Origin of the sequence: Sphingomicrobium aestuariivivum (assembly GCF_024721585.1) — a bacterium.
Lineage (GTDB): Bacteria > Pseudomonadota > Alphaproteobacteria > Sphingomonadales > Sphingomonadaceae > Sphingomicrobium > Sphingomicrobium aestuariivivum.
This window is the reverse complement of sequence record NZ_CP102629.1, coordinates 1838345-1851998: the sequence shown is the minus strand read 5'-3', so window position 1 is coordinate 1851998 and position 13654 is coordinate 1838345. Positions and strand designations below refer to the sequence as shown.

Genomic DNA, 13654 nt, shown 5'->3' with positions numbered 1-13654 from the left:
GGCCTCTGGCATCAGGGGCGCATGATCGAACCCAATGACGTCACCTCGCTCGGCCAGACGATCGAGCTGGCCATCGCGCCCGTCTTCCTGCTCGTTGCCGCGGGCGGGTTTCTCAACGTGCTCGCGGGCCGCCTCCACCGCATCGTCGACCGCGCCCGCTCGCGCGGCCAGATCCTGATCGAGGCGACCGGCCACCAGCACCAGTCGATCCAGCAGGAACTGCGCGCCATCGACCGCCGCATCGGGCTCGTCAACGCCGCCATCGGCCTCGTCGTCCTCGCAGCGGTGCTCATCTGCCTCGTCGTCATCCTGATGTTCGCGGCCAAGATGACCGACGTCATCCTCTTCGACGTCATCTCGGGCCTGTTCGCGCTGGCGATGATCTCGATCGCGGCGGGCTTCACCCTGTTCCTCATCGAGACCCGCATCGCGAGCCGCTGGATCCACGTCTCGAGCGACCTGCTCGAGCACCGCGTCATGATGGACGAGATGGGCGACTAGCCGCGCTTGCGCTTCTTGGTCAGCCGCGTGACCAGGATCAGGATCAGGAAGGTGATGAACGGCGCGCCGAAGACATCGAGCTGTTCGGTGAACCATGCGCTCCACGGCAGCCCCATCGGTTCGAGCACCTTGAGCGAGAACTCCGCCAGGTTCTGGTCGAACCTATCCGCGCGGACAAGGCCATAGAGACCCAGCGCAATAAAGTAGGTCAACCCGAAGAGGATCGTGATCGCCTTCATGATCCAGTGAAACATGCAACGCCCCCCGCGTGATTTTCGCTTTGTTCTTCTCTCATGAACGCTGCGCCTCGACAAGTGCCGCAACGCTTGCCATGGGAGGCGCCGTCAGGATCAGGGGAGTGATTAAGATGACCGCCGACATGAATGCCCTCGACAGGGTTCTCGTCCTCGAAATGGTCCGCGTGACCGAAGCCGCCGCCATCGCCGCCGCGAAGCTGGTCGGGCGCGGCGACGAGAAAGCCGCCGACGCCGCCGCCGTCGAGGCGATGCGCCGCGCCTTGAACCTCCTGCCGATGGAAGGCACCGTCGTCATCGGCGAGGGCGAGCGCGACGAAGCGCCCATGCTCTATATCGGCGAGAAGGTCGGTCAGGCTGGCGATAACGATCCGAAAATCGACATCGCGCTCGACCCCCTCGAAGGCACCACCATCACCGCCAAGGCGGGCCCCAATGCGCTCGCGGTGCTCGCCATCGCCGAACATGGCGGCCTCTTGAACGCACCCGACGTCTATATGCAGAAGATCGCCATCGGCCCGGGCTATCCCGAAGGCACGATCGCGCTCGAGGATGATGTCGAGACCAACATCACCCGCCTTGCAAAGGCCAAGGGCTGCGCGCCCGCCGACATCAACGCCTGCGTGCTCGACCGCCCGCGCCACCGCGAGCTCATCTCCGAGCTGCGCCGCCTCGGTTGCGGCATCAAGCTCATTCCCGACGGCGATGTCGCCGGCGTCATCGCCACCACCGACGAGGATACGGGGGTGGACATCTACCTCGGCACGGGCGGCGCCCCCGAGGGCGTCCTTGCCGCGGCCGCGCTGGCCTGTGTCGGCGGCCAGATCGAGGGCAAGCTCCTGTTCCGCAACGACGACGAGCGCGCCCGCGCGCGGCGCTGGGGCATCGACGACCTCGACCGCGTCTACAAGCTCGAGGACATGGCCAAGGGCGACTGCATCTTTGCCGCCACCGGCGTGACCGACGGCTCGCTCCTCGGCGGCGTCAAGGTTCGCAAGGGCGGCTGCCTCGAGACCGAAAGCATCGTCATGCGCGCCTCCTCGGGCACAGTGCGCTATATCCGCGGCGAGCATCGCAAGGGCGTCGCATAGGGTCGTTCGTCGAACGACCAAGGAAACGCCCAAGGAAACGCTTTGTGAACCGGCGCGGTGCGCTAAGATACGGATCATGACCGAGGCTACCCTCCAGACCGATTCCGATCTTCCCGCCAGTTTCGATCCCGACCGCGCGGCACTGCCCGAGGGCATGTCGCCGGTCGAGACGGCGCATAAGTGGGGCTTGCGCCTGCGCATGGGGGGCCTGTGGTTGCCGCTCCTCGTCGGGGCGCTGGTGATCGACAATTTCCTGCTCGAGAACGCGCCCTTCCGCGGGGCCTTGAGCGGCATCGTCGCGGTTCTCGCCATCGCTGCCGTCATCGTCGGGCCGCAGCGCATCTGGCGCCGCCTCGGCTATGCGCTGGGCGAAAAATCACTGCGCATCGTGCGCGGCTGGCTGTTCCATGTCGACACCGTCGTGCCCTTCGTGCGAGTCCAGCACATCGACGTAGCGCGCGGGCCGGTCGACAAGCTGGTCGGCACCGCCAGCCTGATCGTCCATACCGCGGGAACGCATAACAGCGTGGTCACCCTGCCCGGCCTCGCGCCGGAGCGCGCCAAGGAATTGCGCGACACCATCCGCGCCCAGATCAAGACCGACTGGCAATGACCGGGACGGGGGGGACCAGCCAGCTCGAGCCTACCCTCGACACCCCGCTCGCTGCGCCCGAAGAACCCAGACGCGAAAGGCTTCATCCTCTGAGCCTCGTCGCCGGCCTCGGCGCGGTCATCAAGCAGGCCTGGGCCGCGCTGGCCGGCGCGATCTTCTTCATCTCGCAGGGACGCTGGGAAATCGGCATCCTGCTGGTTGCCGCCTCGACGCTCGGCACGCTGGGCGCGATCGCGGTGCGCCTCTTTTCCTTCTCCTACCGCGTCGAGGAGGACGAGATCGACATCGCCAGCGGGGTCCTCAACCGCACCCAGCGCTCGATCCCCTTCGACCGCGTGCAGGACGTCAATATCGAGCAGAACCCCCTCGCCCGCCTCGTCGGCCTTGCGCGGGTAAAGCTCGAGACCGGCGCATCGGCGGGGGCGAAGGACGAGGATGGCGTGCTCGATTCGATCACGCTCGAGCGCGCCGCCGCGCTGCGCGACCGCATCCGCAGCCACCGAGCCGGCCTCGCCCGCCCCGTTACCACCGCCGGCGTCGACCTTCCCGCCGTCGAAGAACAGGCCTCGTCGCCCGTCTTCACGATGGACAGCCGCCGCCTCCTCCTCTTCTCCATGTTCAGCTTCTCGCTGGCCATCGTCGGCGCGCTGTTCGGGATCATGCAGACCTATGGCGATGCGCTCGGCATCGATCCCTTCGACGCTGACTGGTGGCAGTCCAATTTCGAACGCATCGGCTGGCTCGAGCGGCTGGTCATGGCCAACCAGGCCTTCACCGTCCTCCTCGGCCTCGCCACCCTCTTCCTTACCGGCATGGTGACGGGCCTCATCCGCGTCTTCCCCCGCGACTGGGGCTTCCGCCTCGAGCGCACCGAGACCGGTTTCCGCCGCCGCCGCGGCCTGTTCACCCTCACCGACGTCGTCCTGCCCCTGAAGCGCGTGCAGGCCGCCATCATCCGCACCGGCCCCTTGCGCAGCCGCCTCGGCTATTCGGGCCTGTCGATCCAGAGCCTCGCGCGCGACAGCGGAGCGGGCGGCGACCATGCGATCGCGCCCTTCGCCACCGGCCCCGAAGTAGGCCGCGTCATGGACGCGATGGACTGGCCGCAGCTCCCCCCTGTCGACGACAGCTGGGACCGCCCGAGCCGCGCCTTCATCGCCAGCTACCTCCTCGTCGCTGCCGTCCCCGTCACCCTCTTCGGGCTGCTCCTCTCGGGGCTGCGGCGCGCGCGCGGCGATGCGGGGCTGGCCGACCTTCTCGCCGAGCCACTGCCGTGGATCATGGCGGGACTGGCGCTCGCCGCGGTCGCGCTCGGCACGCTCGCCCTCTTCCGCATCTTCGACTGGCGCCACCGCCGCCACCGCCTCCACGAGGGCCGCCTGCTGATCCGCCGCGGCTGGTGGCAGCGCAAGCTCATCGTCCTGCCGCTCGACCGCATCCAGTCGATCGATTTGACACGCAACGTCTTCCAGCGATGGTTCGGCATTGCCGACCTGCGCTTCGGTGTCGCGGGCGGCAGCGGTTTTGCCGCCCATGCGGTCGACGCCCTTCCCGAACATGAAGCGCGCACGCTGCGCGATGCTCTCCTGGAGCCGGTGACATGACCGACCTCGACATCCGCCAGAGCCTGTCGGGCCAGCCATGGCGCTGGCGCTACAAGGGCGGCGACGACCTGCGCCGCGACCTCACCGACCAGCTCCTGCTCGCGCGCGGGATCGAGGAAGCCGACCTGCCGCGTCATCGTGCCCCCCGCTTGCGCGACTTCCTGCCCGACCCCTCCTCCTTCCGCGACATGGACCGCGCCGCCAGCCGCCTCGCGGACGCCATCGAGAGGCAAGAGACCATCGCCGTCTTCGGCGACTATGACGTCGATGGTGCAACCTCCGCCGCGCTCCTCGCCCGCCTGTTCCGCCAGCTCGGCACCGAGCCCATGCTCTACATCCCCGACCGTTTGATGGAGGGCTATGGTCCCTCGGGCGCCGCGCTGGTGAAGCTAAAGGAACAGGGCGCCGACCTGTGCATCACCGTCGATTGCGGCGCGCAGGCCTTCGACGCGCTCGACGAGGCCGCGAACGCGGGGCTCGAGGTCATCGTCTGCGACCACCACAAGTGCGACGCGAAGCTCCCCACCGCGCATAGTGTCATCAACCCCAACCGGCTCGACGAGACCGAGACGGGCGCGGCCCACGGCCATCTCGCCGCCGTGGGCATGGCCTTCATCCTTGGCGCCGCGCTGCTGCGCGAGCTGAGGAAGCGCGGCCGCTTTGTCGACGGCACCCCCGAGCCCGACCTCCTGCCGCTGCTCGACCTCGTCGCCTTGGGCACGGTTGCCGACGTTGCCAAGCTCCAGACCCTCAATCGCGCCTTCGTGACGCAAGGGCTCAAGATCATGGCGGGCCAGCGCAACATCGGCCTCACCGCCCTCGCCCGCGTCGCGGGCCTCAAGAAGGCCCCCGCATCGCGCGACCTCGGCTTTGCCCTCGGCCCCCGCATCAACGCGGGCGGGCGTGTCGGCGAGGCCGATCTCGGCGTCCGCCTCCTCACCACCGAGGACATGCCCGAGGCCGAGGAAATCGCCGCCCGCCTCGACCGCTACAACGAGGAACGCCGCGCCATCGAGGCCGCCGTCACCGACGCCGCGCTCGAGGCCGCGCGGGAACAGGCCGACAGCCCCGTCATCTGTGTCGCGGGCCAGGGCTGGCATCCCGGCGTCGTCGGCATCGTCGCCAGCCGCCTGAAGGACCGTTTCAAGCGCCCCGCGCTGGTCATCGGGCTCGACGAGGACGGCATGGGCAAGGGCTCGGGCCGCTCCATCTCGGGTGTCGACCTCGGCGCCGCCATCCTCGCCGCGCGCGATTCGGGGCTGCTGGTCGCGGGCGGTGGCCATGCGATGGCCGCGGGCGTCACGGTCGCCCCGGACGGCACCAACGCGCTCCACGCCTATCTCTCCGAGCGGCTTGGCTCGGCCGTCGAGACCGCGCGCGCGGGCCGCGCCCTCATCATCGACGCCATGCTGTCCGCAGGCGGCGTTGCAGGCAGCCTGTGCGACCGTATCGAGGCCGCCGGCCCCTATGGCGCCGGCTGGCCCGCCCCACGCGTCGCGGTGGGTCCCGTGCGGCTCCTCAACGTCGGCGTGGTGGGCAACGGCCATGTCCGCCTGCGCGCGGTCGGCGATGACCAGCGCGGCTTCAAGGCGATCGCCTTCCGCGCCGCCGATACCGAATGGGGCCAGGCCCTCCTCGGCGCCCGTCCCGACCAGCGATTTTGGCTCGCGGGCGTGATGAAACGGGACGAATGGACGGGGGGCGATGCCGCCGAAATGCACCTCGAAGATGCGGCCTACGCATAAAAGCTGCAAAAGGCGCTTGACGTCCCTCGCGACCCCTTATAGATGCGCCCCCACACCGACGGTGTGGCCCCTTCGTCTAGCGGTCTAGGACGTCGCCCTTTCACGGCGAAAACACGGGTTCGAGTCCCGTAGGGGTCACCATCCGTCGGTGTCTTTCCTTACATCCCGATGATGCTTCCGGGCGCAGCCTGTACGGCACACGCGCCTCAGTCGCGATGCTGTTCGAGCACTTTCCTGAACAGGATGAGCGGCAGGAGCACATTGGCGAGCACCGAGAAGACCCAGACGATCAACGTCGCGAGGACGAGCGTCACCGCCCCGTCGATCTCGATCCCGTCCGACAGCCACTCGGTCAGCAAGAGCCCTACCAGCGTCGTCACCAGCGCGATCCCGCCGACGAGATAGCGCGCGCTCGCGAGCGCGGTCTTGAGGATGAGCGGGCCCATCACGATCGTCACCAGCGTGAAGATCCCGACCGCCACGACGAAGGCCATGCCGCCGATCGAGAAACCGTCGAGAAAGGCCGCGGCGGCGAGCAGGCCCACCGCATTGGCGACCAGCGACAGCAGCGCCTGTACCAGCATCCTGACCATGTGCATTCTCCCCTGAAACCGACGCGAATGTCGGCGGGGCAGCAGCATATCCGATTTAACCTATGTTAGCGAGCGGGCACGAGACGCCGCCCGCCCCCTAGTCCTTGGGCTCGACGATCAGATAGGCGACCTCGGTGTCGCCGACATTGAGCACCTCATGCCATTCGGTCCCTTCGCTGGCGAAATGGCTGCCGGTGGCAAGGTCGACCTCGCGCGTGCCCCGCGCGTCGGTGAGCCGCATCCGCCCGCCCGACAGCGCATAGCCGAAATGGCGCGCGTGATAGTGGCGCTCGTGGCCGACGCCCGGCGCGAAGCGGCATTCGAGCACGCGCTGGCGCTCATCCTCGTGGAGGAGCTTGCAGACAGGCTCGCCCTCCCAGCCGGCGGCGAGCGGATCGGGCAGCGGGTGGGCGCCCGCGAGCAGCAACAGCGATACGATCATGTCCGGGAACCTAGTGGGCGACCATCAGCCCGATCGGGCAGGCCTTCAGCAGCGCATGGGTGGTGCCGCCGAACAGCTTCTCGCCGAGCCGCGAGCGGCCGTAGCCGCCGACGACGAGCATCTCGGCGCCCTTGTCCTCGGCAAAGTCGATCAGCGTCTTCGACACCTTGCCGTCCACTTCAGCGATGCGGGTGTATTCGGCCTTCACCCCGTTGCGGCTGAGATATTCGAGCACGTCGGTGACAGGATAGAGCCCCGCGGGCACTTCCTCGCCATCCTCGGTGACCCGCACGACATGCACTTGGCTCGCCTGGCGGATGAGGTCGATGCCGCCGCGCACCGCATTGGCGACTTCGAAGCTGCCGTCCCAGCCGATCACGCACGGGCCCTTGGGATCGAAGCAGTCGCGTTCGTCGCCGCGCAGGAACACGGGGCTGGCCGAGTTCATGAGGACATCGCCGAGCACGGTGATCGCCGCGCTCTTGCTGTCACCGTTGCGCGGCAGGCGCCCCGCCAAAACGAGATCGGCGAGCGCCGCCTTGGCGACGATCGAGCCCGCGGTCGAGCCGGTCACGCGCTGGTAATCCCACTGGATGTCCTCGTTGGACAATTCCTTCTTCACCGCTGCCTCGAGCGCATCTTCGCCGGCGTCGAACGCACGCTCGGCCGAGCGGTCGGGGTCGATCCCGCCGAAGCTCTGGAACACCGCTGCCGCATCCTCGCTCGTTACGTGCAGCACCTCGAGATGTGCATCCACCGCGCGGGCGATGGCGAGCGCGGTCTCGACCCGCTTGGCGACCGCCGGATCGGCCTGGACGTGGAGGAGGATGGTTTTCATGCGGTCCCTTTCAGACGCTGTGCGTGCCAGGCGACATGGTCGGCCATGAAGCTGGAGATGAAATAATAGCTGTGGTCGTAGCCCGACTGGCGACGAAGGTTAAGGGGAATGCCCGCCCCGCCGCACGCACTTTCGAGTGCCTCGGGGCAGAGCTGTTCGTGCAGGAACGGGTCCTCGGTGCCGACATCGACGAGGATCTCGCCGCGATGCGCACCATCTTCGATCAGTGCGACCGCATCATATTGGCGCCAGTCCTTCTGGTTCTCGCCGAGATAGAGTTCGAACGCCTTCTTCCCCCACGGCACCTTCATCGGATGGACGATCGGCGCGAAGGCCGAGACCGAGCGATATTTGCCCGGCTCGCGCAGCGCGGCGACCAGCGCGCCATGCCCGCCCATCGAATGGCCCATGATCGAATGGGCGTGGAGGTCGACGGGAAAATGCTCCGCGACAAGCGCGGGCAGTTCCTCGGTGACGTAGCTCCACATGCGATAGTTGCGCGCATAGGGCTTCTCGGTCGCATCGACATAGAAGCCGGCGCCCAGCCCGAAATCCCAATGCCCCTTCGAATCGTCGGGAACGCCCTCGCCCCGCGGGCTCGTGTCGGGCGCGACGAAGACGATGCCGGCTTCAGCGCAGGCGGCGCGATATTCTCCCTTCTCGGTGACATTGGCATGGGTGCAGGTCAGCCCCGAGAGGTAGGTCAGCACCGGCAATTGCGTGCCCGCACGGTGCGGCGGCACGAAGACCGAGAAGGTCATCCCGGTGCCCGTCGCCTCGCTCTGGTGGCGATAGACGCCCTGACGCCCGCCGTGGCTGACCCAGCTGTCGACCGCCTCGATCGTCATTTTCTCGGTTCCCGATAGAGCCCGCACAGCTTGTTGCCGGCGGGATCGCGAAGATAGGCGAGATAGAGTTGGCCAAAGGGGTTCTGGCGGATGCCGGGCGGATCCTCGATCGCGGTGCCACCCGCAGCGACGCCGGCCTCGTGCCAGGCGTGCACCATCTCGGCGCTGTCGCACTGGAAGCCGATGGTCATCCCATTACCGCAGCTTGCCGGTTCGCCGTCGATCGGCTTGGTGAGCATGAACACCGCGCCCTTGTGCAGCCAGCTCGTCCGCCCCTTGGGATCGCTCACCCCGGGCTTGCCGCCCAGCGCCGCGAAGATCGCCTCGTAAAAGGCCTTGGACGTCTCGAGGTCGTCGGCACCGACCATCACATGGCTGAACATTCGCTTCTCTCTCCTAGTAGACGACGACGCTGCGGATCGACTTGCCCTCGTGCATCAGGTCGAAGCCCTTGTTGATCTCGTCGAGCGTGAGGATGTGGGTGATCATCGGGTCGATCTCGATCTTGCCCTCGAGGTACCAGTCGACGATCTCGGGCACGTCGGTGCGCCCCTTGGCACCGCCGAAGGCCGTGCCCATCCACGTCCGCCCCGTGACCAGCTGGAAGGGCCGCGTCGAGATTTCGGCGCCCGCGGGGGCGACCCCGATGATGACGCTCTTGCCCCAGCCCTTGTGGCAGCATTCGAGCGCTTGCCGCATCACATCGACATTGCCCGTGGCATCGAAGCTGTAGTCGGCACCCCCGCCGGTCAACTGGTAGATCGCCTTGCCGATGTCCTCGACCCTGGTCGGGTTGAGGAAGTCGGTCATGCCGAAGCGACGGCCCCATTCTTCCTTGTCGTCATTCAGGTCGATGCCGACGATCTGGCGCGCACCGGCCATCTTCGCGCCCTGGATGACATTGAGGCCGATGCCGCCAAGTCCGAACACCACGACGCTCGAGCCTTCCTCGACCTTGGCGGTATTGAGCACCGCGCCGATGCCGGTGGTCACGCCGCAGCCGACATAGCAGGCCTTGTCGAAAGGTGCCTTGGGGTCGATCTTCGCGACCGCGATCTCGGGCAGGACGGTAAAGTTCGAGAAGGTCGAGCAGCCCATATAATGGTAGATGGTCTCGCCCTTGTAGGAGAAGCGGCTTGTGCCGTCGGGCATGACCCCGCGCCCTTGCGTCGCGCGCAACGCCTCGCACAGGTTGGTCTTGCCGCTCGTGCACATCTTACACTTGCCGCATTCGGGAATGTAGAGCGGGATGACATGATCGCCCTCTTTCACCGAGGTGACGCCCGGCCCGACCTCGCGCACGACCCCTGCGCCTTCATGGCCGAGGATGCAGGGGAAGAGCCCCTCGCTGTCGAACCCGTCGAGCGTATAGGCGTCGGTGTGGCAGATGCCGGTCGCCATGATCTCGACCAGCACCTCGCCTTGCCTGGGCCCTTCGAGGTCGAGTTCGACCACCTCCAGCGGCTGCTTTTCGGCAAAGGCGACGGCGGCTCTGGTCTTCATCGGCTCGAGGCTCCTTTTCTGGCGTTTCTGCTAGGCCTTCGCGCCATCTCCGGCAAGGTCGGCGGCGGCATCGGAGCGCTGCGTCGCAAGGCTCACCAGCCAGATCGCCACCCAGGCCGCGATGAAGCCCGGCACGATCTCGTAGATGACGCCCACGTCGAAGGCGATCCACGCCATCACTACCGCGGCGCCCGTGACGAGGCCCGCCAGCGCGCCCGCGCCGGTCATCCTCTTCCATGTCAGCGACAGGATGACGAGCGGCCCGAAGGCGGCGCCGAAGCCTGCCCAGGCGTTGGAGACGAGGCCGAGCACCTGGCTGTCGGGATCACGCGCGATGAAGATCGCGACCAGCGCCACCAGCGCGACGCAAATGCGGCCCACGTTCACGCTCTCATGCTCCGAGGCATGCTTCCTCAGGAACAGCTTGTAGAAATCCTCGGTAAGCGAGGAGGAGGCGACCAAGAGCTGCGAGCTGATCGTCGACATGATCGCGGCCAGCAGCGCGGCGAGGAGGAAGCCGGTGATGACCGGCTGGAACAGGAGGTTCGCCAGCACGATGAAGATCGTCTCGGGATCCTCGACGAGGATGCCGTTGCGCTCGGCGTAGGCGCGGCCGGCGATGCCGATGCCGATCGAGCCGAGGAGCGCGACGCCCATCCAGGTCATGCCGATATTGCGCGCCGGCCGCACCTTCTCGACCGTGTCGATCGCCATGAAGCGCACGATGATGTGCGGCTGGCCGAAATAGCCGAGACCCCAAGCCATGAGGCTGATGAAGCCGATGGCGGTCAGCCCGTAGAAGGGATCGAGGAAGCCCTCGACCGGCACGTCGGCGATCGAGCCGCCACCCTCGCCGCCCGCGCCGAACATGACGACCAGCGGCATGACAACGAGCGCGGTCACCATGATGAGGCCCTGCACGAAGTCGGTCAGGCTGACCGCGAGGAAGCCGCCGACCATCGTATAGGCGAGGACGACGAGCGCGGTGATCCAGATGCCCATCATATAGTCGCTGAGGCCAATGCCCGGCAGCAGCCCCGCGAAACTCGTCTCGAACAGCTTGCCGCCGCCGACGAGGCCAGCTGCGGTATAGACCGAGAAGAAAGCGACGATGATGAGCGCGCTCGCCACGCGCAGCGCCACCGCCTTGTCGGGAAAGCGGTTGGCGAGGAATTCGGGAATAGTCAGCGCATTGCCATAGCGCTCGGTCTGTTCGCGAAGGCGCGGCGCGACGACGATCCAGTTGACGAGCGCGCCGAGGAACAGGCCGATACCGATCCACGCCTCGACAAGCCCCGCGGCATAGAGCGCGCCGGGCAGGCCGAGCAGCAGCCAGCCCGACATGTCGGAGGCCCCCGCCGAAAGTGCCGCCACCGCGGGCGGCAGGTTGCGTCCGGCAAGGAGATAGCCCTCGCTGGTATCGGTCGACTTCCTGTAGGCCCACAGGCCGATGAGGATCATGCCGACGAAATAGGCGGCGAGCGAAATCAATGTTCCTGTCTGCATGCGCGCGAGGCTAGGGGCCGCGATTCGCTGCGTAAAGGCCGGACTTTTCGACCGGCGACCTGACCGCGCCTTGCCCCCGCGCATCGCCCGTCATAGCCTCGGCTTGATCCAGATCAGGAAAACAGGGGACGATCATGAAGAAGACCAAGCTTGCACTTCTCGCCGGCGCCGCCGCGCTCGCACCGCTCGCCGCAACCGCCGCGACCGCCGGCGCCGACCATCACGCAGAGGCCAGTGCCGTGCCGCGCTACACCGCCGAGCAGTTCTACGAGAGCAACAGCTATTCGACCGGTTCGAGCTGGGCGCGCAATTTCACGCTCGACGGCGATCATGTCCTCGTCCGTTCGGACGAGACGGGCGTGCACAACATCTACCTGATGCCCGTCGGCGGCGGTGCGATGACCCCGCTCACCGCCTCGACCGACGATGCCCGCTATCCGATCGGCTTCTTTCCCGGGGATGACCGCCTGCTCTTCACCGGCAATGCCGGCGGCAACGAGCTGTGGCAGCTCTACGTGCGCGAACTCGACGGCACCGTGCGCGACCTCACCGAGGGCACCGAGCACCGCGCCGGCGCCTTTGGCTGGTCGGCCGACGGCAAGTCGCTCTACATCGGCACCAACGAGCGCGATGCCTCGGTCAGCGACATCTACAAGGTCGACCTCGAGGACTATTCGCGCGAGCTCGTCTGGCAGAACCCCGGCGGCCTCAACATCGCCGAACTGAGCGAGGACGGGCGCTGGCTGGTCCTGTCGAAGAGCAACTCCAGCGCCGACAACGACCTGTTCCTCGTCGACCTTGCCGCAGACGGGGCCGAGCCCAAGCTTCTTACCGACCTCCCCGGCAACACCTCCAATTCCTCCTACGGCTTCGACCCCGACGGCGGGCGCCTCTATTACGGCACCGACGCCCATGGCGAGTTCCGCCAGGTCTGGGGCTATGACCTTGCCACCGGCGAGCATGTGAAGGTCCATGAAGCCGACTGGGACGTCACCGCCTACGGTTTCTCGCCCGAGGGCAAATATCTCTACCGCGTCATCAACGCCGACGGCCTTGGCGATGTCACGCTCATCGATCGCGCGAGCGGCAGGGAAGTCGCCCTTCCCGGCCTGCCGCAGGGCAACCTCGTCGGTGCCCGCTTCGACGAGGACAATGACCGCGTGATGGTCGCGCTCGGTTCGGACACCTCGCCCACCGACCTCTACATGGTCGATCTTGGCGAAGGCACCACCACCCGCCTCACCACCGCGCTCAACCCCGCTATCGACGAAGCGCATCTCGTTCCCGGCACGATGGTCCGCTTCGCCAGCTACGACGATCTCGAGATCCCCGGCATCCTCTACCGCCCGCACGGTGCCAGCGCCGACAATCCCGCTCCCGCCGTCGTCTATGTCCATGGCGGCCCCGGCGGGCAGACGGGTCATGGCTACAACCCCTCGATCCAGCATCTCGTGAACGCGGGCTATGCCGTCTACGGCATCAACAACCGCGGCTCCTCGGGCTATGGCAAGACCTTCTACCACATGGACGACAAGCGCCACGGCGAGGCCGACCTCGACGATGTCACCGCCTCGGCGGCCTGGCTCAAGTCACTCGACTGGGTGGCCGATGACCGCATCGCCATCATGGGGGGCAGCTATGGCGGGTACATGACCGCCGCTGCCCTCGCCTTCCGCCCCGAAGTCTTCGATGCCGGCATCAACATCTTCGGTGTCACCAACTGGGTGCGCACGCTGGAATCGATCCCCGCCTGGTGGGGCCCGGCGCGCGCCGCCCTTTACGACGAGCTCGGCGATCCCGCCGTGGACGGCGAACGGCTGCGCGCCATCTCGCCGCTGTTCCACGCCTCCAACATCGTCAAGCCGATGCTGGTCGTGCAGGGGGCCAACGACCCGCGCGTCCTCCAGGTCGAGAGCGACGAACTGGTCGAGGCCGTGCGCGCCAATGACGTGCCCGTGAACTATGTCCTGTTCGACGACGAGGGCCACGGCTTCTCCAAGAAGGCCAACCGCATCGCCGCGAGCGAGGCCTATGTTGCCTTCCTCGACGAGCATATCGGCACCGACTGATTGACCAACGGCGCTGGCGGACATGGGATGGAGCGGCTAGCGCAGCC

General features: G+C 67.1%; 14 protein-coding genes and 1 tRNA gene. 7 read left to right on the top strand and 8 right to left on the bottom strand.

Going from position 1 to position 13654, the window contains the following annotated elements; all coding sequences use genetic code 11:
• Positions 1 to 21 precede the first annotated feature (21 nt).
• Positions 22 to 501 carry a DUF2721 domain-containing protein gene (locus NUW81_RS09565; protein WP_245112730.1) on the top strand — a complete coding sequence of 160 codons (480 nt, stop codon included), beginning with the start codon at positions 22 to 24 and terminating at the stop codon, positions 499 to 501.
• Here the strand turns inward: NUW81_RS09565 and NUW81_RS09560 are convergent.
• A complete protein-coding gene (locus NUW81_RS09560; RefSeq protein ID WP_245112728.1) occupies positions 498 to 755 on the bottom strand; it encodes a hypothetical protein in 258 nt (85 codons plus the stop codon). The two genes, NUW81_RS09565 and NUW81_RS09560, sit on opposite strands and share 4 nt — an antisense overlap.
• Positions 756 to 868: 113 nt before the next feature.
• Here NUW81_RS09560 and glpX point away from each other — a divergent pair, with 113 nt between their 5' ends.
• The 5 genes from glpX (at position 869) to NUW81_RS09535 (ending at position 5949) form a co-directional block, all read left to right on the top strand.
• Positions 869 to 1846 carry a class II fructose-bisphosphatase gene (gene glpX, locus NUW81_RS09555; protein ID WP_245112726.1) on the top strand — a complete coding sequence of 326 codons (978 nt, stop codon included), beginning with the start codon at positions 869 to 871 and terminating at the stop codon, positions 1844 to 1846.
• A 76-nt stretch (positions 1847 to 1922) separates the two neighbouring features.
• On the top strand, positions 1923 to 2459 hold the full coding sequence (locus NUW81_RS09550) for a PH domain-containing protein (protein WP_245112724.1): 537 nt from the start codon (positions 1923 to 1925) through the stop codon (positions 2457 to 2459).
• Entirely contained in the window at positions 2456 to 4063 is a 1608-nt protein-coding gene (locus NUW81_RS09545; RefSeq protein ID WP_245112723.1) for a PH domain-containing protein, read from the top strand. Before NUW81_RS09550 ends, NUW81_RS09545 begins: the two co-directional genes overlap by 4 nt.
• The gene (gene recJ, locus NUW81_RS09540) at positions 4060 to 5808 is read left to right on the top strand and encodes a single-stranded-DNA-specific exonuclease RecJ (protein ID WP_245112722.1); all 1749 of its coding nucleotides are present in this window, start codon (positions 4060 to 4062) and stop codon (positions 5806 to 5808) included. Before NUW81_RS09545 ends, recJ begins: the two co-directional genes overlap by 4 nt.
• Positions 5809 to 5873: 65 nt before the next feature.
• A tRNA-Glu gene (locus NUW81_RS09535) sits at positions 5874 to 5949 on the top strand.
• 65 nt (positions 5950 to 6014) lie between these two features.
• Here the strand turns inward: NUW81_RS09535 and NUW81_RS09530 are convergent.
• The 7 genes from NUW81_RS09530 to putP all read right to left on the bottom strand — a co-directional run bounded on the left by NUW81_RS09530 (position 6015) and on the right by putP (position 11538).
• The gene (locus NUW81_RS09530; RefSeq protein WP_245112721.1) at positions 6015 to 6401 is read right to left on the bottom strand and encodes a phage holin family protein; all 387 of its coding nucleotides are present in this window, start codon (positions 6399 to 6401) and stop codon (positions 6015 to 6017) included.
• Positions 6402 to 6498: 97 nt separating this feature from the next.
• The gene (locus tag NUW81_RS09525) at positions 6499 to 6843 is read right to left on the bottom strand and encodes a cupin domain-containing protein (RefSeq protein ID WP_245112720.1); all 345 of its coding nucleotides are present in this window, start codon (positions 6841 to 6843) and stop codon (positions 6499 to 6501) included.
• A 10-nt stretch (positions 6844 to 6853) separates the two neighbouring features.
• Entirely contained in the window at positions 6854 to 7681 is an 828-nt protein-coding gene (locus tag NUW81_RS09520) for a universal stress protein (protein WP_245112719.1), read from the bottom strand.
• On the bottom strand, positions 7678 to 8529 hold the full coding sequence (gene fghA / locus NUW81_RS09515) for an S-formylglutathione hydrolase (RefSeq protein WP_245112718.1): 852 nt from the start codon (positions 8527 to 8529) through the stop codon (positions 7678 to 7680). Before fghA ends, NUW81_RS09520 begins: the two co-directional genes overlap by 4 nt.
• The gene (locus NUW81_RS09510) at positions 8526 to 8912 is read right to left on the bottom strand and encodes a VOC family protein (RefSeq protein ID WP_245112716.1); all 387 of its coding nucleotides are present in this window, start codon (positions 8910 to 8912) and stop codon (positions 8526 to 8528) included. The genes fghA and NUW81_RS09510 overlap by 4 nt, the downstream gene beginning before the upstream one ends.
• Positions 8913 to 8925: 13 nt before the next feature.
• Positions 8926 to 10032 carry an S-(hydroxymethyl)glutathione dehydrogenase/class III alcohol dehydrogenase gene (locus tag NUW81_RS09505; protein WP_245112715.1) on the bottom strand — a complete coding sequence of 369 codons (1107 nt, stop codon included), beginning with the start codon at positions 10030 to 10032 and terminating at the stop codon, positions 8926 to 8928.
• Between the two features lie 30 nt (positions 10033 to 10062).
• Positions 10063 to 11538 carry a sodium/proline symporter PutP gene (gene putP / locus NUW81_RS09500; RefSeq protein ID WP_245112714.1) on the bottom strand — a complete coding sequence of 492 codons (1476 nt, stop codon included), beginning with the start codon at positions 11536 to 11538 and terminating at the stop codon, positions 10063 to 10065.
• Between the two features lie 134 nt (positions 11539 to 11672).
• On the opposite strand from putP, the gene NUW81_RS09495 reads away from it, so the two are divergent.
• Positions 11673 to 13607 carry a S9 family peptidase gene (locus NUW81_RS09495; RefSeq protein WP_245112712.1) on the top strand — a complete coding sequence of 645 codons (1935 nt, stop codon included), beginning with the start codon at positions 11673 to 11675 and terminating at the stop codon, positions 13605 to 13607.
• The last annotated feature ends 47 nt before the right edge of the window (positions 13608 to 13654 follow it).

Excerpts from the sequence above, each read along its gene's own strand:
- putP (WP_245112714.1), bottom strand. The coding sequence starts at position 11,538 with ATGCAGACAGGAACATTGATTTCGCTCGCCGCCTATTTCGTCGGCATG.
- recJ (WP_245112722.1), top strand. The coding sequence starts at position 4,060 with ATGACCGACCTCGACATCCGCCAGAGCCTGTCGGGCCAGCCATGGCGC.
- NUW81_RS09545 (WP_245112723.1), top strand. The coding sequence starts at position 2,456 with ATGACCGGGACGGGGGGGACCAGCCAGCTCGAGCCTACCCTCGACACC.
- NUW81_RS09525 (WP_245112720.1), bottom strand. The coding sequence starts at position 6,843 with ATGATCGTATCGCTGTTGCTGCTCGCGGGCGCCCACCCGCTGCCCGAT.
- NUW81_RS09560 (WP_245112728.1), bottom strand. The coding sequence starts at position 755 with ATGTTTCACTGGATCATGAAGGCGATCACGATCCTCTTCGGGTTGACC.
- NUW81_RS09530 (WP_245112721.1), bottom strand. The coding sequence starts at position 6,401 with ATGGTCAGGATGCTGGTACAGGCGCTGCTGTCGCTGGTCGCCAATGCG.
- NUW81_RS09505 (WP_245112715.1), bottom strand. The coding sequence starts at position 10,032 with ATGAAGACCAGAGCCGCCGTCGCCTTTGCCGAAAAGCAGCCGCTGGAG.
- NUW81_RS09510 (WP_245112716.1), bottom strand. The coding sequence starts at position 8,912 with ATGTTCAGCCATGTGATGGTCGGTGCCGACGACCTCGAGACGTCCAAG.
- NUW81_RS09495 (WP_245112712.1), top strand. The coding sequence starts at position 11,673 with ATGAAGAAGACCAAGCTTGCACTTCTCGCCGGCGCCGCCGCGCTCGCA.
- NUW81_RS09565 (WP_245112730.1), top strand. The coding sequence starts at position 22 with ATGATCGAACCCAATGACGTCACCTCGCTCGGCCAGACGATCGAGCTG.
- fghA (WP_245112718.1), bottom strand. The coding sequence starts at position 8,529 with ATGACGATCGAGGCGGTCGACAGCTGGGTCAGCCACGGCGGGCGTCAG.
- glpX (WP_245112726.1), top strand. The coding sequence starts at position 869 with ATGACCGCCGACATGAATGCCCTCGACAGGGTTCTCGTCCTCGAAATG.
- NUW81_RS09550 (WP_245112724.1), top strand. The coding sequence starts at position 1,923 with ATGACCGAGGCTACCCTCCAGACCGATTCCGATCTTCCCGCCAGTTTC.
- NUW81_RS09520 (WP_245112719.1), bottom strand. The coding sequence starts at position 7,681 with ATGAAAACCATCCTCCTCCACGTCCAGGCCGATCCGGCGGTCGCCAAG.